This is a genomic window from Acinetobacter sp. 1542444 (assembly GCF_000581835.1).
Classification (GTDB): domain Bacteria; phylum Pseudomonadota; class Gammaproteobacteria; order Pseudomonadales; family Moraxellaceae; genus Acinetobacter; species Acinetobacter pittii.
Map to the genome: position 1 here is coordinate 196173 of NZ_JEYA01000001.1, position 21360 is coordinate 217532.

A 21360-nucleotide genomic window follows, 5' to 3' on the forward strand; every position below is an offset into this window, starting at 1 on the left:
ATTTAAAACGAATAAAGTGTTAACGAATCTCTAATTTCCCACTTACATTTAAAATTAGCACCGCAATAAGCCTAAAAATTCTCTCTCTACAACCTCCACTTAACAATAACTCCCTCATTATTTAGCCTTACTTTTCTAATGATTTAATTTAAAACAAATGGCATTTTGCGTGCTTGACTGCAAAAGGGTTGGGCACTATTCTTTGCCTGCTGGCCTACATTGCCAGTCGGTCGTCGCGGACCGTCCCTTAGGAACATTAAAGGTTTTATACTTTTAGTGTGTACACCCTCGTGCCCCCTCTATGGTGGAACGGAGGGGGACACCCTTGGGTGTGCTGGAGTCTTAAGGCCAGTCCGCGAACCCCCTTCGTTCTGCCACCATAATTTTAATGTCGGCAGAACTCCCAGTAAAAAGGAGTTGGCTTTGCACATCCATAATTTCTTGGCACCGAGTGCCAAAAGCTATAACGACACAGCTTAAAAATTAAAGCAGCTTGAACGCCTTAAGGTTTTCAGGCTTAAAGTCATTTTTACTTAAAACTTAGCAACAAAACTTGAGATGTGCCAAGCACAGTCTTTACGGCTTTGCTGTGCCTTTTTTTCTCCCAAAAAGGGCACAGGCTTTTTTTATCTCTACATACAACAAAAATTTTTATAACGGTAAAACTATGCCAAAGTTAGTGCTTTCTTCGCGTGCCATACAAGTCATCAACAAGTCGATTGATTTATTTCACCATCGTGGCTTTCATACCGTTGGGGTAGATCGAATTGTGAAAGAATGCGAAATTACCAAAGCAACTTTCTATAACTTTTTTCATTCAAAAGAGCGGTTTATTGAAATCTGTCTAATCGTACAAAAAGAACGTTTAAAAGAAAAAGTGGTCTCAATTGTTGAGTACGCCCAAGACACAAGCGCGGCCGATAAACTCAAACAGCTTTATTTCTTACATATCGATGTAGAGGGAATGTACTACCTATTATTTAAAGCCATGTTTGAAACAAAACTGAGCTATCCAAAAGCCTATATCACCGCAGTGAGATATCGCACATGGCTGCTGAATGAAATCTATAGCCAGCTTATAAAACTAAAAACCGATGCGACTTTTCAGGACGCAAAACTATTTTTATATATGGTGGAGGGCACAATTATTCAGCTTTTAAGTTCAGATGGGACAATTGATTGGGAAAAGATGTTGGATTGTTTTTTATGCAGTTTAGGTAGGTGATGTAAAATGCTGGGCTGATAACAAAAAATATTAGACCGGTCGTCTACTAATCTATATAGTGAGGCCTTACTTTGTTGACCTTCTAGTTTAAAAGAGAAAATTAATGTCTATTATTCTTCATCATTTAAATGCTTCACGCTCATTTCGCATTCTGTGGTTACTTGAAGAAATTAATCAACCTTATGAATTAAAAAGTTATTTTCGTGATAAAACTACAAATCTTGCACCTCAAGAATTAAAAAATATTCATCCCTTAGGAAAATCGCCTGTGATTGAACTTAATGGAAAAGTAATTGCTGAATCAGGTGCCATTGTAGAAATTTTGATTGAAAAGTTTGCTCCTCAACTTATGCCCGCAAAAGATTCAGACAGTTATCTTGATTATTTACAATGGGTTCATTTTTCAGAAAGTTCAGCTATGGTTCCATATTTATTAAATATTTTTAATTCGATTGAGTTAAAAAATGGCACTCAATTAAAGTTCTTGGATCAATATGCGCATACTGAGTTGGATAAAGTATTTTCATATTTAGATCAACAATTAGTAGGCAAAAAATTCTTAGTAGGGGATTGCTTAACGGGTGCAGATTTTATGATTGGTTTCGTAGTCTATGGTCTAATTAATTCTTTAAATATTCAATCAAAATATCTCAATATTGAGCAATATGTACAAGGTCTCGAAAACCTAGAAAGTTGGAAAAAAGCCATGTCTATTGAACAAAATATTCATCAACAGACCAATGTCTAAAACGTAATGGCCTTAAGCACTTAAAAATAGAATTGATTTCCCAAGTTGAGAAATCAATTCAGCAATTTAAATCCCTTCAACAAAACTCACCATGACATCACAGCAGCCTTGGCGTTTACTTTTGGCAAGTTGATATTCAGGTGAAAAATAACATTCACGTGCAGTTTCCATGTTTGGAAATTCAATGACCACGTGACGTTCAAACTCTTGTCCCTCTAAAACTTCTGAGGCACCACCACGCGCAAGAAACTTGGCGCCGTACTTTTGAAAAGCTTGCGGAGCAGTGGCCATATATTGTTTATATTGTTCCATATCATGAATGGTGACATGAGCAATCCAGTACGCAGACATATCGTATTTCCCTATAATTCATTCAATAAAGGTCTATTTACCTTTTCCTAAAACTTGTGATTTCAGGCATCTAAAATATTTTTTGCAACAGCCGCAGCTTCAGCAATATGTTCAGCAACCGCTTGTTTTGCCTTTTCAGGATCTTTATGAAGATAAATAGCTTCACACATATTTTTAATACGTTGATAACCTGAAATTTCACGCTTTGTCGATTTCATGGTCATGGCACGAAGACGACTAATTCGACCATTTAAGCGTTGCACCACTTCCCAAGCAATATGATGATTCGCGGTGGTGAAGATAGTTTGATAAAGCTGAGTTGAGGTCGCAATAATCAGATTAATGTCGTCGGCAGCAAATGCAGCTTTAAGATCTTCTAATAGAAGCTTTAATTTGTCAGCAGTTTTTTTATCTAGGTTTTTAGTGCAATCGACTACAGCACTTTGCTCTAACAAAAGTCGAATTTCATAAATCTGTGAAGCGATGTCCCAGTTAAGTAGCGAAACGATAGGGCCTTTATTTGGCAAAATCTCAACTAAACCTTCTGCTTCTAAGTAACGAATTACTTCGCGAACCACAGAACGGCTCACGCCAAGTTCTTCACATAATGTTCTTTCAACCAGTCTTTTTCCTGAAGGGAAATAGCCCGTAATAATGGCATTACGCACTTTATCTAAACACAGCTCTCGTAAAGTTACGGGCGGGTTTTCAATTTTAAGATTCATAAATAATTAAATTTTCCTGTTTTTTTAACATGTTGAGTTTCATCACATGTTTTTCAATAAAAATTAGCATAGCAAACTCTTGCTTTTTTTTCAGTATGTATTATGGTATACCATAATACGAATGACAAGATAATTTACTTGCAAGGAAGAGCAATGGAACTCATACGTAAAACAGTGCTTCACGTAGAAACCACTTATGTAGATGGCGGCAAAGAAGCAGCAAAGCCTTTAAAAATGGTGGCAGCCGCAGCGGTGATTAAAAATCCGTGGGCAGGGCAAGGTTATGTAGAAAACCTAACACCGGAAATTCGCCGCATTGCGCCAATCTTAAGCGAGCATTTAACCAAGCTTATTCTTGATGAAGTCGGTTCTGGCGAAGCTGTTGAAGCTTTTGGTAAAAGTGCAGTGGTTGGCCTAAATGGTGAACTTGAACATGCATCAGCTTTAATCCACACCTTACATTTTGGTAATACTTACCGTAGCGCTGTTGGTGCGAAATCTTATTTAGCATTTAACAATACCCGTGGCCCAGCAAATGCGCCGATTTTAATTCCAATGATGGATAAAAATGACGAAGGCCGTCGTTCTCATTACTTAACATTGCAATTTGCAATTCCAGATGCACCTGCTGCCGATGAGCTGGTTGTTGTGATTGGCGCAGCAACAGGTGGTCGACCACATCATCGTATTGGTGATCGTTATAAAGATTTGGAAGAGTTAGGTCATGATGTCAAAAACCCTGCAGCTGTCAAATAACCGTATTGCTCACTATTTTGAGCAAGGCGAAGGAGAGCCTCTGGTTCTGATCCATGGAGTGGGAATGCAAGCTGCGGCATGGTATCCACAAATTGAATATTTTTCTAAACATTACCATGTAATTTCAGTGGATATGCCGGGACATGGTCAAAGCACCAAATTACCGGCAGAAGCAAAATTACAAGATTTTGTTGAATGGACCATCGAATTTATTACAGCCTTAAATTTAGGACCTGTAAATTTAGCAGGACATTCAATGGGATCACTGATTACGACAGGTGTCAGCGTTACCCGACCTGATTTGGTTAAACGTATGGCGGTGCTCAATGGAGTATATAAACGTACAACACAGGCACGTAATGCAGTCATCCAAAGAGCTGAAGAGTTGAAAACAGGCCGTATTGATGTCGAGACTCCACTACAGCGCTGGTTTGGCGAAAGTGAAGTCGAGCGTATAGCAGCAGCCAAAGTAAAAACTTGGCTCGAAAATGTCGACTTGTCTGGCTATACCACTGCATATTCTGCTTTTGCGCAAGGCGATGAAACCTATGCAGATGACTGGTCAAAGATCACTTGTCCTGCTTTGGTGTTGACCGGAACGGATGATCCGAACTCAACAGCAGAAATGGCTTTGCAAATGGCGAATCAGGCAAAGCATGGCACTGCAATAGTCATTGAAAATGAACGTCATATGGTGAACTTAACTGCACCTGACAAAGTGAATAATGCAATGCAAGCGTGGTTAGAAACCAGCGTTTAATTTGCCACACATTGCTGAAGGAATATAACAATGAGTGAAATGGATACGATTAATAAAATGCGTGAACTTCGTGATGCTTTCGGGTCATTTATGACAGGCGTTACCGTGGTCACAACCTGTAAAGAAGATGGAACGCCACTTGGCTTTACAGCGAACTCTTTTGCTTCGGTGTCTTTGGACCCAGCTTTACTTCTAGTGAGTATTGCCAAGACATCAAGCAATTATCATAACTTTGCAAATACCACACATTTTGCAATCAATATTTTGGCAGAAGAGCAAAAGGATGTTTCAAATACTTTTGCTCGTCCAAGCGAAGACCGTTTTGCAAATATTTCATGGTCAAAAAGCACTTGCCAAAATCCGCTGATCGATCATGTCAGTGCATGGTTTGACTGTACAACCTACCAAGTTGTCGATGCAGGTGACCACGCCATTTTAATTGGTAAAGTTGAAGATTTTGCTTCGACAGGTTTTGCAGGGCTTGGTTATTATCGTGGTGGATACTTCACTCCGGCCAAACTTTCTGCCGAGGTGATCTCTGGTCCTAAAGTGGTGATGAGTGCAATTATTGGTCATGAAAATACCATTTTACTTGAAGAAACTGCCGATCATAAATGGACTATTCCACATGTCATGGTAGATAAAGACGGTGCAGATAAAGCGCTCGAGAAAATCTTTGCACAATATCAGCCAGATGCTTCTGCCAACTTCATTTACTCTGTATATGAAAACGTTGAAAACCAGCAGCAATATATTTCATTTTTATGCAACACACCCGTAGCTCAAGCCACTAAAGGTCAGTTTGTCGATTTAAATGATCTTGAAAAGCTAGAGTTTGTAGACAGCGCTTTAGAAAGTATGTTGATGCGCTATCGCAAAGAAAACCATTTGAAAACTTATGGTGTTTATTACGGAAATCAGACAACAGGTACAGTTCGTCAAATCGTTAAAGAGGAAGTTTAATCATGCGTTTTTCATTATTTGTGCATATGGAACGTGTTTCTGATCAGCAAACTCAGAAGCAGCTTTATGATGAAATGATTGAGCTTTGTCAGATTGCAGACCGTGGCGGTATGCATGCGGTTTGGACAGGCGAACACCATGCCATGAACTTTACCATTGCACCAAACCCATTTTTAAATCTGGTCGATTTAGCCAATAAAACCAAAAATGTTCGTTTAGGTACAGGCACGGTGGTAGCGCCATTCTGGCATCCGATTAAACTTGCAGGTGAAGCTGCAATGACCGACATTATTACCAATGGCCGTTTAGATATTGGTATTGCTCGCGGTGCCTATTCGTTTGAATATGAACGTATGGTTCCGGGCATGGATGCATGGAGTGCTGGTCAGCGTTTACGTGAAATGATTCCTGCGATTAAAAACCTTTGGAAAGGCGATTATGAGCATAACGGTGAGTTTTGGCAGTTTCCAAAAACGACTTCAGCACCTCAACCGCTTCAACAACCGCACCCACCAATTTGGGTTGCTGCTCGTGATCCAAATAGCCATGAATTTGCTGTGCAAAATGGCTGTAATGTACAAGTAACGCCTTTGCATTTAGGTGACGAAGAAGTTGAAAAGCTCATGGGGCATTTCAATGCAGCTTGTGAAAAGTTCAATGAAATTCAACGTCCTGAAATTATGTTGCTCCGCCATACCTATGTGGCAGATAGTGAGGAAGATGCTCAACTGGCAGCAGATGAAATCAATACTTTCTATAACTACTTCGGCGCTTGGTTTAAAAATGAGCGTGAAATTAACCAAGGTTTAATTGCACCTTTAAGTGTTGAAGAAATTGCTGCACATCCTTTTTATACACCAGAAGCGATGCGCAAAAATAACGTGATTGGTCAAGCCCAAGAAGTCATTGATCGCTTAAAAGCCTATGAAGCAATGGGCTATAACGAATATTCTTTCTGGATTGATACGGGCATGAGCTTTGAACGAAAAAAAGCCTCATTAGAACGTATGATCAATGAAGTTATGCCGGCATTTGCATAGAGGCGAATATCATGACAGCAGATTTTCAGCTTTATATTAATGGTCAGTTTGAATCTGGTGCAGCAACGTTTGAAAGTATTAATCCTGCAACAGGTGAAGTCTGGGCACAGATGCCAGAAGCTCGAACCGATGAAGTCAATCGAGCAGTTCAAGCCGCATCTCAGGCATTAAAAGCATCGGCTTGGGCAGGTTTAACGGCCTCCCAGCGCGGTAAATTGCTCTATAAACTGGCTGATTTAATTGAAAAAGCTGCACCGCAACTGGCTCAAATTGAAACCAGTGATACGGGCAAAATTATTCGCGAAACATCGAGCCAGATTGCCTATGTCGCTGAGTATTATCGCTACTATGCAGGTATTGCCGACAAATTAGAGGGTAGTTTTCTACCGATTGATAAGGCAGACATGCAAGCATGGATTGTTCGTGAACCTGTGGGTGTGGTTGCTGCAATTGTTCCTTGGAACAGTCAGTTATTTTTATCGGCAGTGAAGGTAGGGCCAGCTTTAGCGGCAGGTTGTACAGTTGTGCTAAAAGCCTCTGAAGACGGCCCTGGACCATTATTAGCCTTTGCTAAATTGGTCCATGAAGCGGGTTTTCCGGCTGGAGTGGTCAATGTGATTACTGGTTTCGGCCCTGAATGTGGCGCCGTGCTGAGTAGTCATCCAGATGTTGCACATGTTGCATTTACAGGTGGTCCAGAAACAGCGCGGCACATTGTGCGTAACTCGGCTGAAAATCTTGCAAAAGTTTCACTCGAATTAGGTGGCAAATCACCATTTATTGTATTTGCTGATGCAGATATTCAAAGTGCGGTAAATGCTCAGGTCGCTGCTATTTTTGCTGCTACTGGGCAAAGTTGTGTGGCAGGTTCACGCTTATTGGTTGAAGAAAGCATTAAAGATGAATTTGTTCAACGTTTGGTTGAGCGCGTACAAACCATAAAAATTGGTTTACCCCATGAAATGGCAACCGAGTTTGGACCGCTTTGTACCTTACGCCAACGCCAAAAAATCGAGCAAGTCGTTGCAAGTTCAATCCAGCAAGGTGCAAAACTGCTTACTGGTGGTAAAAGTCTTGAGCGGGCAGGTTATTACTATCCACCGACCATTTTAGATTGCACCGATGCACCTCAAGCAGATTGTATTACCACGGAACTATTTGGTCCAGTGTTATCGGTAGATAGTTTCAAAGATGAAGCGGAAGCCGTGCAAAAAGCCAATAGTACGCCTTACGGGTTGGCGGCAGGCGTTTTTACTACCAATTTAAGCCGTGCTCACCGCATGACGAAAGTCATTGGGTCGGGAATTGTTTGGCTCAATACTTACCGTGCTGTTTCTCCACTTGCACCTTTTGGTGGACATGGGCTTTCGGGACATGGTCGGGAAGGTGGCGCAAATGCTGTTTTAGATTACACCACCACCAAAACAGTTTGGTTACGTACCTCAGATGAGCCAATTGATGACCCATTTGTCATGAGATAAATCATGACTTGAGGTAAGAAAATATATCGGGATTTTAATTTCAAGGATGAAAAAATGAATCAGTCAAACTCAGCAATCACCTAAAGCTTTAATAGTTGAAAACGTAAAACTAGATGTATCGATGCTTAAACAAGTATTGATCGGACTGGCTTTACCTTTTTCTTGGCTAAAACAACACAAACACAGAAATGAGCTGTTTGTAAAAGGAATTAAAAAGATGAGGTCGAGTCATACCGACATGACTTTGGCTGGGCAGATTTTTTGATGTTGAGGAAATGAATTCCTCAAAGAGAGATTAAGGATATGAGCCAAAACGAAAATAGCAATAATGCTTTCGCTATCGAAAGTCATTCCATTGATTATGTTGCTCCCTCAGAACGTAATGGGAAAGTTCGCGATTTATTCACATTATGGTTTTGTACCAATATTGCACCGCTTGCCGTCATTACGGGTGCAATGTCAATTTTAACGTTTAACCTCAATATTGTAAGTGCATTGCTTGCGATCTGCTGCGGACATTTTTTTGGTGCAGCGATTCTGGCCTTAACCTCTGCACAAGGTCCGCAGGTCGGCATTCCTCAAATGATTCAGAGCCGCGCACAGTTTGGGCGTTATGGGGCATTGCTGGTTGTATTGTTTACAACCCTTATTTATTTAGGTTTTTTCATCTCTAACATTATTTTGTCAGGCAAACCCCTGCATACCGTTGTTCCTGCCATTCCAGTGCCAGCCGCGACTGTCATTGGTGCAATTGCAGCAACCACAATAGGAGTGATCGGTTACCACTTTATTCATAAGTTCAATAAAATTGGAACTTGGTTTATGGGTGGTTCGTTGCTCATCGGCCTCATGATTATGGTGCCGCATATTAATGCAGATGTACTCGCCAAAGGCTCTTTCAATATGAAAGGCTGGTTTGCCATGTTTGGTTTGTGTGCTGTATGGCAAATTAGTTTCTCGCCTTATACCTCAGACTATTCACGATATTTACCGAAGTCGATTGGTATTTATAAGCCATTTATCTTTACCTATTTAGGCGCATCATTAGGAACTATTTTTGCGATGGCATTTGGTACGATTGCGGTCAGTATTGGCTCAACGGCAGATGCCATGGAAGCGGTAAAGTCAGGCACTGGGTTATTCGGTTATGTCCTTATGATTTTGTTCTTATGCAATATCATTGGTCATAATGCCATGAACCTCTACGGTGCGGTTCTTTCCTGTATTACCTCTATTCAGACTTTTGCAGGGCAGTGGATGCCAAGCCGAAATATCCGAGTCGTGTTATCAATCATTGTATTAGTTCTAGCGACTTTAACGGCACTTTGGGCATCAAGTAACTTTATTAGTTTCTTCTTGAATGTGATTTTTGCCCTGTTATTTATTTTGGTCCCATGGGTATCTATTAATTTACTAGATTTCTATGTCGTGAATAAAAAGTCTTATGACATTCAATCCATCTTTGCACGTGATGGTGGTATTTACGGCAAATTTAATGCAAAAGCGCTTACGGCTTATTTCATTGGGATTGCGGTACAAATTCCGTTCTTAAAAAATGCCTTCTTCACAGGTGCATTGGCCGATGTAATTCCGGATGCGGATATTTCTTGGGTCATTGGATTGGTGGTGAGTCTGGTGGTGTATTACGTCTTTAATCTAGGAAAGATTAAATGTTCTGCACCTGCATTAAACGCAAAATTACCTCAATAAGCATTGTAGTGAAAGGAATCCGACAATGAAAAAAAGCTATTTACAAGTGGCTCTAAGCACAGCATTGATGGCCGTAATCTATCCAAGTTACGCAGGTGTAAGTTTTGGAAATAGCGATGGTGAATACGGCAAGCTCACCCTATCAGGCTATGTTCGCGCTAACTATCAAGATAAACACTATGGAGAGCCTGCTTCTGATCAAAAAATTCGTTTTGATGCTGCGCAGTTAAAACTGGACTACGAGCGTGGACCGTTATTTGGTCATGCGGAATACCGTTGTTATCAATATGACCGTCTATGTGATTTTTCTACCTTAATTGATGGTTATGTAGGGTACAAATTAAATAAAACAGATCAGGTAGTGGCAGGGGTTCAGCCAATTCCATTTGGGCCGGGACGTTTTTGGGGTAATAGCCTATATGGAAGTATGAGCACAACCGCAGGTTTGGAAGATGTTCATAATCTTGGTTTGAATTATCACTTTGAATTGCCGACAGCAACTAAGTTTGATGTGGGTTATTTTGCGGTAGATGGCGGAAACTACACAGGCTCTACCCAAGATTCAGGTCGCTATACTGCAAACTACGTGAGTTCAGACGACCCCAACAAAACCGATTTGCAAGAAAAGAACATGTGGGTAGGCCGAGTGACTCAAGATATAAATCTTGGAGTTAATGGTTTAACCACACAGCTCGGTGGCTCATATTGGACATCGGATATTGAAAATAAAACTGCTTCGAGTGATGGCCGCCGTCATGCGTGGGCACTTTTTGGTAAAGCCAATTATGGCAATTTTAATGTGACCCTTACTGGCGGTAAAAATGATGTAACTAATCAGGACCAGCTTAATCCTAATCAGTCGCTCATGGGCTCTTACGACAGTGAATATTATGTCGCGAACAAAGGAACGTTCTATACCGCAGACGTTGGTTATTCTTTCAAAAATGTTAAGCAGATCGGAAACATTACACCGTACTTTATGTACAGTCAGTACGACAAAGATCAGGACAATATGAAGGATTCGGTCCGTAACATTATTGGTGTGTCTATTGACCATAAACAGCTATCGTTGGTGGCTGAATACATCATGAGTAAAAATGACCCGTTCATTGGTGGGACTCAAGATTCATTGGCACAAGGGGATGATAACCAGTGGAATAAGTTGCTTAACTTAACGCTGTTTTATTATTTTTAAAGACATTTAAACATTCGGGCATACCGAAAATTTTTTTAAATTAATTTTTGGTATGCCATAATACAAAGTTGATGGTGAGCTATTTAATTTATCTATCGCTCCACTATCAATGCAGAAGATCTCAATAGGATAATGATCATGCAGCTTAATGAACTCGCTTTATTTCGTCAGCAAGCCTTTGTTGCTGGAAAGTGGTGCGATGCAGACCATCAACAAACATCCGAAATTTTAAATCCGGCGACATTAGAAGTTATTGGTACTGTCCCAAATATGGGCAAGGCTGAAGCCGAGCGTGCCATTGAAGCTGCCAAAGAGGCTTGGCCACTATGGAAAAATAAAACAGCAAAAGATCGATCAATTATTTTAAAAAAATGGTTCGATTTAATCATTTCAAATGCAGATGAATTGGCTTTTATTTTAACGAGTGAGCAAGGAAAGCCCTTAGCTGAGGCCAAGGGTGAAATTTTATATGCTGCCAGTTTTATTGAATGGTTTGCCGAAGAAGCAAAACGAGTGTATGGCGATATTATTCCGAGTCCATATCCAGATGCTCGTATTGTTGTAAATAAACAGCCTATTGGCGTCGTTGCAGCTATTACGCCGTGGAATTTTCCCGCTGCCATGATTACGCGTAAGGTTGCTCCAGCCTTGGCGGCAGGTTGTCCTTGTATAGTAAAACCAGCACCAGAAACGCCTTTTACTGCTTTGGCTTTAGTGGACTTAGCTCTGCAAGCTGGCGTGCCTGCTGAAATTTTTAGTGTGATTACAGGTGATGCAGTTCATATTGGTGATGCGATTTTTGAAAGTGATGTCGTACGCAAGTTTACTTTTACCGGTTCAACACCAGTTGGCAAAATGCTGCTTGAGCGTTCAGCAAAAACCTTAAAAAAAGTTTCATTAGAGTTGGGTGGCAATGCGCCATTTATTGTATTTGATGATGCCGATTTAGATGCAGCAATTGAGGGAGCACTCATTGCCAAATTTAGAAATGCAGGGCAAACCTGTGTATGCGTCAATCGATTTTTAGTGCAGGCAGGCATTTATGAAAAATTTATTGCTGCCTTAAGCCAAAAAATTCAAAACTTTAATATTGGTAATGGATTAGAAGCAGGGTATGACATTGGGCCATTAATTAATGCCAATGCGGTGAAAAAAGTTGAAGCTCATATTCAAGATGCATTAGATAAAAATGGTCGTCTTGTGGTTGGTGGTAAAAAGCATAAAGCGGGTGAATTGTTTTTTGAACCAACACTGATTGCAGATGTTACCGCTGATATGGATGTGGCAACCCAAGAAACGTTTGGTCCGCTAGCAGCTGTATTCAAATTTGAAAACGAGCAACAAGCAGTTGAAATGGCAAATGCAACTGAATTTGGTTTAGCCGCATATTGTTATACCAAAGATTTAGGCCGTGCTTGGCGAATGAGTGAACAGCTTGAGTATGGCATGGTTGGAATGAATAAAGGCCTTATTTCAAATGAAGTTGCGCCTTTTGGTGGAATTAAACAGTCGGGTTTGGGGCGTGAAGGTTCTAAATACGGTATTGAAGATTATCTGGAAATTAAATACACCTTGTTTGGAGGATTGAATATATGAGTAATGAAAAATTTGAAAAGGGTTTAGCAATCCGCAAACAAGTTCTTGGTGAAGAATATGTAAATAATTCAATCAACAATGCTGATGAGTTTAATCTTCCTCTTCAAGAACTAGTCACTGAATATTGCTGGGGAGCTGTTTGGGGGCGTGAAGAGTTAAGTAAGCCTGAGCGCAGTTTAATTAACTTGGCAATGATCTCAGCTTTAAATCGTCCGCATGAATTAAAACTACATGTTAAAGGTGCACTTCGAAATGGCGTACCTAAAGAGAAAATTCGTGAAGTGCTTTTGCAGGTTGCAATTTACTGTGGCGTGCCTGCTGCTGTAGATAGCTTTCGAATTGCTAAAGAGGCAATTAAAGAATTTGAATCTGAGCAATAAACATTGGCTTTGAATATTAAAAAAGGCCTTGTTCAAGTGGACGAGGCCTTATTTATTTTAAGCTTATTAGTTCAGTTCAGGGGGTAAATGCTGCGCTAAATAATCAATTGCAAGACGGGTTTTGAGTGGCATAAAAGACAGTGTAGGCCATACCAAATGAATCGGAAAAGCAATGCTCGACATGGTTTCTAACACTTGTACGAGCTTACCTTCCTGTAATTCATTTTGAATGAGCCAGTCGGGTAGCCAAGCGATACCAGCTCCAGCAAGCGCTGCATTTTTAATGGCTTGTAAGTCATTTAAAAGAAGTTTTGCTTTGGGTTTTATAAATAAAGGTTCTGCATTTTCCTTTTGAAGTCGCCATTTTTGCATTTGACCAAAATGCGGATCGGCAATCGTCGCGTGGTGGTCTAAGTCTTCAATATTTTCTAGGGGACCTGCTTCATTTAAATAGTCAGGTGAGGCACAAAGTAGCATTCGATGTTCACCAATCGGTTTGGCAACGAGCTGAGTGGTGTCAGGTAATGCCCCAATTCGGATGCATAAATCAAAACCTTCTTCGACCAAGTCTACATTTCGATCATTAAATGAAATTTCTAGCTGTAAGTCCGCATGCTGCTGAGCAAATTTAACCATGAGTGGGGTAGCAAAGAGTTGCCCGAACAGCACTGGCACAGACATTCGTAAACGGCCTGTTGCATTTATTTTTCCTTGGTCTAATAAAGCTGCTGCATTTTGTATTTCACTTAACGCTCGGCGGCTATGCTCATAAAACAAAGCGCCTTCGTCAGTCATGCTGAGTGAACGTGTTGTTCTTTTAAATAGAACTACACCAAACTGTTCTTCAAGACGAGCAATATTTTTACTAATGGCTGAGCGAGTTAAATGCAATTGCTCGGCAGCTTTTACAAAACTTCCAGCTTCAACCACAGTCACAAATATAGATATTGCACTGAGTTCATGTTGCATGATTGTTGCCTAAAAGGAACCAATGATAAGAAATAATATCACCACTGTTGAATTTATTGTGGCGTTAATATGGCTTCATCAAAAACATGGAGACAGTCATGGCTAAAATATTGGTATTAAAATCCAGCATTATGGGTGAGGGTTCACAAACTAATCGCCTAATTGATATCATGCTTGAACATCGAAAAGACCAAGGTTTGCAAGATGACATCACCATACACAATTTAGCTGAAATGAATCTGCCTGTATTAGATTTAGAAATCTTTCAGGCGCTTCGTGGGGCTGAAAATGTAAATCAAGACATTCAGCAGATTGTTGCTTTGTCTGATGAATTGATTGCTGAATTAAAAAGTGCCGATTTATTGGTGATAGGCGCACCGATGTACAACTTAAATGTCCCGACTCAACTCAAAAACTGGTTTGACTTGGTGGCACGCGCAAGACAAACATTCCGCTACACCGAAACTTACCCTCAAGGCTTGGTTGAAGGGGTAAAAGCGGTGGTGGTAAGTAGTCGGGGCGGTATCCATGTTGGCCAAGAAACTGAGGCAGTCACGCCTTATCTCAAAGCTGTGTTAGGGCTAATGGGCATTCATGACGTCGATTTCGTCTATGCAGAGGGCTTAGACATGCAAGCTTATCGTAACAATTCATTAGATCTGGCAAACCAGCAAGTTAAAGGATTCGCCATTTAAAATCATGAACTGAAACTCTTGTACCTCTAATTGATCACAAGAGTTTCTAAGTCTATTTAAATCACATTTCTGAGCTCATTTGCTGTGTTGCGCAGCAATGGCAAAATTTGCTGAACCAAATAATCTTCTTGTACACGGTTGGTTTGAGACATGCAGTTAAGCGCTGCTATTGCTTGACCTTGTGCATTAAAAACAGGTACTGCAATCGCGATCACACCAAGCTCATGTTCTTCTTTGGAAAGACAATAATCCGATAATGAAATACCCTTAAGTACTTCAAAAAACTTTGACTCATCTACAATGGTAAATGGCGTTAAACGCTTTAAACCATAATTTTTTACCCATGTGTGTTGAGCTTCTTCAGGGAGTGCTGCCAGCAATACTTTACCCGTGGAAGTGGCATGGGCAGGGAGTCGGTTTCCTAAGTGCATCCCATACGGGCTAACACGTAAATTATCTTGCTGCGGTAAATAACTACGGGCAATCGGCACCACTTCGTTATCGTCTAACACCACAATTGAAAAAGTCAGAGACGTCTGCGCACACAAAAGATTTAAAAATGACTGAGCAACTTTAGGCAGATGGGCAGAGCTTAAATAAGAACTCGAAAAGCGCAGCACGCGATGCGTGAGCCAAAAGTAATGTTCATCTGTTTCTAAATAGCCTAAGTATTTTAAAGTTTTAAGATAACGCCTTGCTGCTGTACGGCTAATACCGGTTCGCTCAGCCACTTGAGTGACATTGAGCCGCTGGCGATCTGTTCCAAAAGCTTCCAGCAAAGCCAAGCCTTTTGCTAACCCTGCAATGTAGTCTTCTTGACGAATTTTCTCATGCGAGTTCGGGTGCTCTAAAAAAGCATCGAGAGAAGGCATCCTTTCATTCCTGTTATTTTGGTTGTTTCTGTCCGCTATTCGGACAAACTCAATGATAAACGGTAATTTTCGTCTTGGATACATAGTGCACAAAACTTAAAGCCAGTAATTTAAAAGTCAGGATGAAACAAGGATGAAGTTATGGATATATTAAAGACACAGGTTGCAATTATTGGATCTGGACCAGCAGGTTTATTGCTTGGGCAACTTCTATATAAAGCTGGCATCGACCATATTATTGTTGAGCAGCGTAGTGCTGAATATGTGGCTTCACGGATTCGTGCAGGAATTTTAGAGCAAGTTTCGGTCGACTTACTGAAACAAGCAGGCGTTGACCAAAACCTAAAAGACAAAGGATTACCGCATTCGGGCATCGAAATCTTAACCAATGGTGAATTGCATCGCGTTGATTTGGCAGCACTCACGGGTGGCAAACAAGTAACCGTATACGGTCAGACCGAAGTCACCAAAGATTTAATGACTGCGCGTGAAGCAGAGCAGCTCACTTCATTTTATGAAGCTCAAAATGTACAAGTAAAAGATTTTTACACTGCACCAAAAGTTGAGTTTGAGTATCAAGGTAAAGCTTTTCAAATTCAATGTGATTTTATAGCAGGGTGTGATGGCTACCATGGCGTCTGCCGTGCTAGCGTACCAGAAGATAAAATTAAAACCTTTGAAAAAGTTTATCCGTTTGGCTGGTTAGGAGTGTTGGCCGATGTGCCACCTGTAGCCGATGAACTCATTTACGTACAGTCAGAGCGTGGATTTGCTTTATGTAGTATGCGTTCAGAAACACGTAGCCGTTATTATTTACAAGTCCCTTTAACAGATCACGTCGAAGATTGGTCGGATGAAAAGTTCTGGGATGAGTTAAAAAATCGCCTAGACCCTGAAAGCCGTGAAAAGTTAGTGACAGGACCTTCTATTGAAAAAAGTATTGCGCCGTTACGTAGCTTTGTGTCCGAGCCAATGCGTTTCGGAAAACTATTTTTAGCAGGTGATGCTGCGCATATTGTTCCACCGACTGGAGCAAAAGGCCTCAATCTCGCGGCTTCCGATATTGCTTATTTATCAAGTGCGCTTGTTGAATATTATGTTGAAGGTTCCGAGCAAGGTATAAATGAATACTCTGAAAAATGCCTACAACGTGTATGGAAAGCGGAGCGTTTTTCTTGGTGGATGACTCATTTATTGCATCGTTTTGAAACTGAAAGTGAGTTTGATCATAAGATTAAACAAGCCGAGTTAAGTTATGTGCTTGGCTCGATCGCAGGTAAAACCACATTGGCCGAAAACTATGTCGGTTTGCCTTATGAGATTAAGCAAATTGATAGTTTCAAGCATGCAAGCTAAAGACTAGGTAATAAGTAAAAAGGGCATGCAAATGCTCTTTTTTTATGTAAAAAACTGGATGGAATAAAATCGCTTAAAAGATGTGATTCGGCTATAAAGTAGCCCGATACTTTTCAAAATATAGGGCTACCTATCAATTCACCTAAAATTTAGTTGGCCTTTGCCGCAACTTTATTATTGGTTAATATCACTTGTTGCTGAGATTGAAGGGGTTTAATCACTTGTGGGTTAGAGTTACTCCACGGGATATAAGCTTCTGTCAAAATATGGCCTGTAAGGCTGGTTAAATCACTAGTTTTAACTTCTGTATTGCCTTGACGACCAAATAATACAACTTCATCACCTGCTTTGGCCTCTGGAATATCTGTTACATCAACCATCACAGTATTCATTGATACTCGACCAACCACTGGCGCTTTTTGTCCATTGATTAATACAAAAGCTTTATTACTAAAACTACGACGGTAGCCATCCGAATAACCTACAGGGAGGTTTGCGAGTCTAGAGTCACGTTTCAACGTATAGGTTTGGTCATAACCTACAGTTGAATCTTTAAGGTAATTATTCACTGCAGCAATTTGTGTTTTAAATGCCATCATGCCTTTAAATTCAGGGTGATTAGGAAAATCACCATATATAATTGCACCTGCACGAACCATATCTAAATGTGATTCAGGAACGTTTACAGTAGCAAATGAATTAGCTGTATGTAATGTTAATTCTTTACGATTCAGTTTGGCTTTTTTAATCAACCATGCGGTTTGTTCATTAAATTGCGCCAGACGCTCACGAACAAATTTTTCATCTTCTACGGCATAGTGGGTCATAATGCCGTCAATTTTAAGATGTGGAAGTTTGGTGATCGCAACAGCTTGTTCTTTGCCTAGAGCCGTAGACATTTCAAGACCATTACGATCCATACCACCCGAATTTAAAGCCAAGCTGTAATGAACAGTTGTATTGTTCGCTTCTGCCCATTTAGACATACGGGCAGCTTGGTCATAGTTACCTAAAAGCTCTTCAATATTTAAAGCTTGTGCGTTGATAATTTCACTATCTGTGGCGGTACGTAAACGTGTAATTTTGCCTTTATAGCCATGCTTGCGCACCATAGCCGCTTCAGCATTACTGGTAATTCCAATACAAGATACGTTTAACTTCATAACACTTGGCATAAGTAGGTCAATACTATGGCCGTATGCGTTAGCTTTCATGACTATACAAAGTTGTGTTTTGCCATTAAGTAACTGATTTGTCCTTTTAATATTATCTTCAAAAGCTTGAGTATCAATTTCTATCCATGCATTAGCTGTAGGAGCAGGACTTACTTCATTTGTAACATGAGGAGTAAGTAAGGGAGCTGCATGAGTAAATTGCACCGAACCGAATAATATTAATGCACAGCTATAAGCGAGATGAGAAAATTTTGTTTCAAGTTTCATGAGTTTTTAATCTTTCCTGGCTAAATATAATTTAATACTGGGTGGATTTTTATGGTTAAGTACTAAAATATAATTGATTTAAAATGTCACACGATTTGGTCTTAATAATACTTTCTCCTTAAAATATTATAGTCGCTATTAAGTAAAGTTTAATTTTGCTTAAACTGAATTGAAAAAATGCAAATCTAATTTCAATTAATCTTAATTAAATCTAAATATACATTCATAAAAAAACAAGAAGAAAAATTATTATAATTTTTTGAATGTTATTTTTTTAATCTATTTATTGGTGCTGTTTTTAATAAAATTTTTTAAAATATAACATTTGGTAAATAATTAACTTTATTATTACATAAGATTTTTTTATTTTTTTAAATACATTTGATTGTATTTTTTATCAGTTGGTAAAATATAAAAAATTGGAGGAATAAATATCCGCGATTTTATTCAATAGAATTCAAAAAATTAAAATAACTATATTTTTCATAAATTTATTTTTTTGTTTGTTAAGGCTGTTTAGAAGTTATGGATTATGTCGTATCAATTTTAATCATCTAATATCGTGTTTAATAGTTTTTCATAAGTTAATTTAAATTTTATAAATAAAATATTAATTAGATTGATTGAATAATTGGGTGTTATTTAGCCGTAGGTGTGTGGGCGTGGTTTTGTGTAATAAATGAACTGGTGTGTCTTATATTCTTTTTTTAATTCGATTTATTGTTTAAGGTTTTGGTTAAATTAAAATTTTATGTTTGTTTTGAAGTTAAGGAATTTTCTTAATATTTTAGTTTTTATTAAATGAATAATTTTATATTAAGACTTTATAAATATAAGATGATGAGTGTATTTTTTTATTGCTTAGGATGATTTGGGTTTTTCTTGATCATGTTATTCTAATTCTACAAGAATGTAATATAGGAGGCGTGATATTGATTTTTAGTGCAAACCGTCAATTCCTGTGTAAGAGTCCGTACAGAAATATGAATTTTTATCTTAAAAAGTGTCTAACTAAATATGATGTAATGGCTATGCCATGCCGATTTTCTTGATGAACAAATGAGCTAAGGAAGGTTTTTCGAAGCCATTGGTACACCCACCATTTTTATGAAAAAATGAATTGGGATAAAATCGGGGAATAGGACGCATTTTGCTTAAAAGATCAGCATTAATAAAAGCTTTTGTCACATTTTTTCAGTATATTGCTATTAATTTCTTTATTTATAAATTCTAAGTTTGTATGGAACAGGACCAAGCTCGCATACCTAAATATATTCCTATCCGCGATGCAATTGCCCACGATATTGAATCTGGCGTATTAGAAGCCCACGCAAAACTCCCTTCGGAAAGAGTGCTTTCTGAACAATTCCAAACTACTCGTGTGGCTGCGCGTGAAGCTTTGCTGGCTTTGGAAACCGATGGTTTGATTTATCGTTTAGACCGCCGTGGTTGGTATGTTCGTTCTCCTCGTATTATTTATCACCCGCAATCGACAAAAAACTTTAATCAGTTTGTGATTGAACAAGGCTATGAACCTTCGACCGAAGTGATTTCAAGTGAGCTAACGACGGCCACTTCTTGGGACGCCAAGCATTTAAAAGTTGAAAAAGGGCATCCGATTTATTCGGTTTGGCGACGTCGTTGTATTAATGGACGACCTGTTTTGGTTGAGCATTTACGGGTGAATGCCGAACTTTTTCCTGAGTTTTTAACTCATGATCTCAAGCAATCGATTACTTTACTAATGGCAAATCAATATGATTGCCATATCACCAGAGCTGACATTAACCTCTATCCAACAGCTTTATCCGACCAACAGGCTAAAGCATTGCATGTAAATACGGGCGCGCTGGGTTTATATATTTGCCGTAGCAATAGAAATGAAGAGGGCGTGATTACCGATGTTGACCAAGAATATTGGCTACATGATGTTTTAGATTTACATTTCGAAGCGCGAGCATAAAAATACAATCTGGTTTAAACCAGATTAATTAAACTGTCATATAAAGCTGTTGAAATACGATCATCAAATAATTGCATTCGATGGTTTGCAGATGAAACAGTATGTTCAACAGACAATTAAACTCGGGACTGCATCAGTTTTAGGTGTAGTGGTCGCTATTCAAATGGGATGTTCATCAGCAACATCAAAACAATCAGAAGAAATTACAGTCTATACGGCAGTGGAAGCCGATCAGCTTAAGCAATACCAAGAAGAATTACACAAAGCCTATCCAGAGCTAAAAGTAAAATGGGTACGTGATTCAACAGGGGTGATCACCGCTAAACTTTTGGCAGAGCAGAAAAACCCACAAGCAGATGTGGTTTTTGGTGTGGCTTTAACCAGTTTGCTGGTCATGGAAAAAAAAGACATGCTTGAGCCTTTTAAACCTGAAGGCATTGAAAATTTAAAACCAGAATTTATAAGCCAAAAAACTGTACCGACTTGGACTGGTATGGATGCATGGGAATCTGCAATTTGTGTCAATAAAGTCGAATTAGAAAAGCGTAAGTTACCAATTCCAAAAACTTGGAAAGATTTAACCAACCCCATTTATAAAAACCTGATTGTGATGCCAAATCCGGCTTCGAGTGGCACAGGCTATTTAGATGTCACGGCTTGGATGCAAATTTGGGGCGAAAAGCAGGCATGGGACTATATGCAGGCTTTAGATAAAAACATTTCACAATATCCTCATTCGGGTTCAAAACCTTGCAAGATGGCAGCACAGGGCGAAATCCCAATTGGTGTTTCTTTCGGCTATCCAGCCTTTAAATTAAAAGCAGAGGGTGCACCTTTAGAAGTGGTTTATCCAACTGAAGGCTTAGGCTGGGAAATGGAAGCCTCAGCAATTGTGAAAGGAACCAAGAAATTAAGCAGTGCACAGAAATTTATAAATTGGTCGGTAAGCAAAGCGGCAAATGAAGCCTATGCACACAACTTTTCAATGGTGGCCTATAAAGGCATTGAAAATACCACCATGGACTTCCCGAAAAATCTTCCTCAAATGCTCGTGAAAAATGATTTTTATTGGTCAGCCGAGCAGCGTGAACGTATTTTGGCTGAATGGTCAAAGCGTTTTGAAAAGTGATCTT

General features: G+C 39.4%; 21 protein-coding genes. 16 read left to right on the forward strand and 5 right to left on the reverse strand.

Annotated elements, in window-relative coordinates; translation table 11 throughout:
* Positions 1-667: 667 nt before the first annotated feature.
* Together J580_RS05390 and J580_RS05395 are read left to right on the forward strand one after the other, a co-directional pair.
* On the forward strand, positions 668-1225 hold the full coding sequence (locus tag J580_RS05390; protein WP_032003358.1) for a TetR/AcrR family transcriptional regulator: 558 nt from the start codon (positions 668-670) through the stop codon (positions 1223-1225).
* Between the two features lie 103 nt (positions 1226-1328).
* On the forward strand, positions 1329-1973 hold the full coding sequence (locus tag J580_RS05395; RefSeq protein ID WP_032003359.1) for a glutathione S-transferase family protein: 645 nt from the start codon (positions 1329-1331) through the stop codon (positions 1971-1973).
* A 66-nt stretch (positions 1974-2039) separates the two neighbouring features.
* On the opposite strand, the gene J580_RS05400 is transcribed toward J580_RS05395, so the two are convergent.
* Both J580_RS05400 and J580_RS05405 read right to left on the reverse strand, forming a co-directional pair.
* Complete coding sequence (locus tag J580_RS05400) at positions 2040-2324, reverse strand: DUF1330 domain-containing protein (RefSeq protein ID WP_001277472.1); 285 nt, start codon at positions 2322-2324, stop codon at positions 2040-2042.
* Positions 2325-2386: 62 nt separating this feature from the next.
* Entirely contained in the window at positions 2387-3049 is a 663-nt protein-coding gene (locus tag J580_RS05405) for a GntR family transcriptional regulator (protein WP_032003360.1), read from the reverse strand.
* A gap of 153 nt (positions 3050-3202) precedes the next feature.
* Here J580_RS05405 and J580_RS05410 point away from each other — a divergent pair, with 153 nt between their 5' ends.
* The 10 genes from J580_RS05410 to J580_RS05450 all read left to right on the forward strand — a co-directional run bounded on the left by J580_RS05410 (position 3203) and on the right by J580_RS05450 (position 12930).
* Positions 3203-3805, forward strand: coding sequence for an amino acid synthesis family protein (locus tag J580_RS05410; RefSeq protein WP_000420415.1), 603 nt, complete (start codon positions 3203-3205; stop codon positions 3803-3805).
* On the forward strand, positions 3774-4565 hold the full coding sequence (locus J580_RS05415) for an alpha/beta fold hydrolase (RefSeq protein WP_032003361.1): 792 nt from the start codon (positions 3774-3776) through the stop codon (positions 4563-4565). Before J580_RS05410 ends, J580_RS05415 begins: the two co-directional genes overlap by 32 nt.
* Before the next feature lie 30 nt (positions 4566-4595).
* Positions 4596-5528, forward strand: a complete 933-nt coding sequence (gene tgnA, locus J580_RS05420) for a flavin-dependent trigonelline monooxygenase reductase component (RefSeq protein ID WP_002157209.1) — start codon at positions 4596-4598, stop codon at positions 5526-5528.
* Between the two features lie 2 nt (positions 5529-5530).
* The gene (gene tgnB, locus J580_RS05425; protein WP_001212559.1) at positions 5531-6568 is read left to right on the forward strand and encodes a flavin-dependent trigonelline monooxygenase oxygenase component; all 1038 of its coding nucleotides are present in this window, start codon (positions 5531-5533) and stop codon (positions 6566-6568) included.
* 11 nt (positions 6569-6579) lie between these two features.
* Positions 6580-8049 (forward strand): (Z)-2-((N-methylformamido)methylene)-5-hydroxybutyrolactone dehydrogenase, encoded by a 1470-nt coding sequence (tgnC, locus tag J580_RS05430; RefSeq protein WP_032003362.1) that lies wholly within the window; start codon positions 6580-6582, stop codon positions 8047-8049.
* Between the two features lie 121 nt (positions 8050-8170).
* Positions 8171-8314, forward strand: coding sequence for a hypothetical protein (locus J580_RS22865; protein ID WP_078220608.1), 144 nt, complete (start codon positions 8171-8173; stop codon positions 8312-8314).
* A 38-nt stretch (positions 8315-8352) separates the two neighbouring features.
* Positions 8353-9759 carry a purine-cytosine permease family protein gene (locus tag J580_RS05435; RefSeq protein WP_032003363.1) on the forward strand — a complete coding sequence of 469 codons (1407 nt, stop codon included), beginning with the start codon at positions 8353-8355 and terminating at the stop codon, positions 9757-9759.
* Between the two features lie 25 nt (positions 9760-9784).
* A complete protein-coding gene (locus tag J580_RS05440; RefSeq protein WP_032003364.1) occupies positions 9785-10954 on the forward strand; it encodes a hypothetical protein in 1170 nt (389 codons plus the stop codon).
* A 138-nt stretch (positions 10955-11092) separates the two neighbouring features.
* Positions 11093-12550, forward strand: coding sequence for an NAD-dependent succinate-semialdehyde dehydrogenase (locus J580_RS05445; RefSeq protein WP_032003365.1), 1458 nt, complete (start codon positions 11093-11095; stop codon positions 12548-12550).
* Positions 12547-12930 carry a carboxymuconolactone decarboxylase family protein gene (locus J580_RS05450; RefSeq protein WP_000064100.1) on the forward strand — a complete coding sequence of 128 codons (384 nt, stop codon included), beginning with the start codon at positions 12547-12549 and terminating at the stop codon, positions 12928-12930. Before J580_RS05445 ends, J580_RS05450 begins: the two co-directional genes overlap by 4 nt.
* A 66-nt stretch (positions 12931-12996) precedes the next feature.
* On the opposite strand, the gene J580_RS05455 is transcribed toward J580_RS05450, so the two are convergent.
* Positions 12997-13899 carry a LysR family transcriptional regulator gene (locus J580_RS05455; RefSeq protein WP_032003366.1) on the reverse strand — a complete coding sequence of 301 codons (903 nt, stop codon included), beginning with the start codon at positions 13897-13899 and terminating at the stop codon, positions 12997-12999.
* 98 nt (positions 13900-13997) lie between these two features.
* Here J580_RS05455 and J580_RS05460 point away from each other — a divergent pair, with 98 nt between their 5' ends.
* Positions 13998-14594, forward strand: coding sequence for an FMN-dependent NADH-azoreductase (locus tag J580_RS05460; protein WP_032003367.1), 597 nt, complete (start codon positions 13998-14000; stop codon positions 14592-14594).
* 56 nt (positions 14595-14650) lie between these two features.
* Here the strand turns inward: J580_RS05460 and pobR are convergent, their stop codons facing one another.
* Positions 14651-15466, reverse strand: coding sequence for an IclR family transcriptional regulator PobR (gene pobR / locus J580_RS05465; protein ID WP_017385546.1), 816 nt, complete (start codon positions 15464-15466; stop codon positions 14651-14653).
* 141 nt (positions 15467-15607) lie between these two features.
* Here pobR and pobA point away from each other — a divergent pair, with 141 nt between their 5' ends.
* Positions 15608-16822 carry a 4-hydroxybenzoate 3-monooxygenase gene (gene pobA / locus J580_RS05470; RefSeq protein WP_032003368.1) on the forward strand — a complete coding sequence of 405 codons (1215 nt, stop codon included), beginning with the start codon at positions 15608-15610 and terminating at the stop codon, positions 16820-16822.
* Positions 16823-16971: 149 nt separating this feature from the next.
* On the opposite strand, the gene alr is transcribed toward pobA, so the two are convergent.
* Positions 16972-18264, reverse strand: a complete 1293-nt coding sequence (gene alr, locus J580_RS05475; protein ID WP_032003369.1) for an alanine racemase — start codon at positions 18262-18264, stop codon at positions 16972-16974.
* A gap of 1240 nt (positions 18265-19504) precedes the next feature.
* Between alr and J580_RS05480 the strand changes: the two genes are divergently transcribed.
* Together J580_RS05480 and J580_RS05485 are read left to right on the forward strand one after the other, a co-directional pair.
* Positions 19505-20227, forward strand: a complete 723-nt coding sequence (locus J580_RS05480) for a UTRA domain-containing protein (protein WP_014206422.1) — start codon at positions 19505-19507, stop codon at positions 20225-20227.
* A gap of 91 nt (positions 20228-20318) precedes the next feature.
* Positions 20319-21356, forward strand: coding sequence for a putative 2-aminoethylphosphonate ABC transporter substrate-binding protein (locus tag J580_RS05485; RefSeq protein WP_032003370.1), 1038 nt, complete (start codon positions 20319-20321; stop codon positions 21354-21356).
* Positions 21357-21360: the final 4 nt, after the last annotated feature.

What these genes read in the sequence shown, in the direction of transcription:
- J580_RS05390 (WP_032003358.1), top strand. Translation starts at nt 668, where the DNA reads ATGCCAAAGTTAGTGCTTTCTTCGCGTGCCATACAAGTCATCAACAAG.
- J580_RS05395 (WP_032003359.1), top strand. Translation starts at nt 1,329, where the DNA reads ATGTCTATTATTCTTCATCATTTAAATGCTTCACGCTCATTTCGCATT.
- J580_RS05400 (WP_001277472.1), bottom strand. Translation starts at nt 2,324, where the DNA reads ATGTCTGCGTACTGGATTGCTCATGTCACCATTCATGATATGGAACAA.
- J580_RS05405 (WP_032003360.1), bottom strand. Translation starts at nt 3,049, where the DNA reads ATGAATCTTAAAATTGAAAACCCGCCCGTAACTTTACGAGAGCTGTGT.
- J580_RS05410 (WP_000420415.1), top strand. Translation starts at nt 3,203, where the DNA reads ATGGAACTCATACGTAAAACAGTGCTTCACGTAGAAACCACTTATGTA.
- J580_RS05415 (WP_032003361.1), top strand. Translation starts at nt 3,774, where the DNA reads ATGATGTCAAAAACCCTGCAGCTGTCAAATAACCGTATTGCTCACTAT.
- tgnA (WP_002157209.1), top strand. Translation starts at nt 4,596, where the DNA reads ATGAGTGAAATGGATACGATTAATAAAATGCGTGAACTTCGTGATGCT.
- tgnB (WP_001212559.1), top strand. Translation starts at nt 5,531, where the DNA reads ATGCGTTTTTCATTATTTGTGCATATGGAACGTGTTTCTGATCAGCAA.
- tgnC (WP_032003362.1), top strand. Translation starts at nt 6,580, where the DNA reads ATGACAGCAGATTTTCAGCTTTATATTAATGGTCAGTTTGAATCTGGT.
- J580_RS22865 (WP_078220608.1), top strand. Translation starts at nt 8,171, where the DNA reads ATGCTTAAACAAGTATTGATCGGACTGGCTTTACCTTTTTCTTGGCTA.
- J580_RS05435 (WP_032003363.1), top strand. Translation starts at nt 8,353, where the DNA reads ATGAGCCAAAACGAAAATAGCAATAATGCTTTCGCTATCGAAAGTCAT.
- J580_RS05440 (WP_032003364.1), top strand. Translation starts at nt 9,785, where the DNA reads ATGAAAAAAAGCTATTTACAAGTGGCTCTAAGCACAGCATTGATGGCC.
- J580_RS05445 (WP_032003365.1), top strand. Translation starts at nt 11,093, where the DNA reads ATGCAGCTTAATGAACTCGCTTTATTTCGTCAGCAAGCCTTTGTTGCT.
- J580_RS05450 (WP_000064100.1), top strand. Translation starts at nt 12,547, where the DNA reads ATGAGTAATGAAAAATTTGAAAAGGGTTTAGCAATCCGCAAACAAGTT.
- J580_RS05455 (WP_032003366.1), bottom strand. Translation starts at nt 13,899, where the DNA reads ATGCAACATGAACTCAGTGCAATATCTATATTTGTGACTGTGGTTGAA.
- J580_RS05460 (WP_032003367.1), top strand. Translation starts at nt 13,998, where the DNA reads ATGGCTAAAATATTGGTATTAAAATCCAGCATTATGGGTGAGGGTTCA.
- pobR (WP_017385546.1), bottom strand. Translation starts at nt 15,466, where the DNA reads ATGCCTTCTCTCGATGCTTTTTTAGAGCACCCGAACTCGCATGAGAAA.
- pobA (WP_032003368.1), top strand. Translation starts at nt 15,608, where the DNA reads ATGGATATATTAAAGACACAGGTTGCAATTATTGGATCTGGACCAGCA.
- alr (WP_032003369.1), bottom strand. Translation starts at nt 18,264, where the DNA reads ATGAAACTTGAAACAAAATTTTCTCATCTCGCTTATAGCTGTGCATTA.
- J580_RS05480 (WP_014206422.1), top strand. Translation starts at nt 19,505, where the DNA reads ATGGAACAGGACCAAGCTCGCATACCTAAATATATTCCTATCCGCGAT.
- J580_RS05485 (WP_032003370.1), top strand. Translation starts at nt 20,319, where the DNA reads ATGAAACAGTATGTTCAACAGACAATTAAACTCGGGACTGCATCAGTT.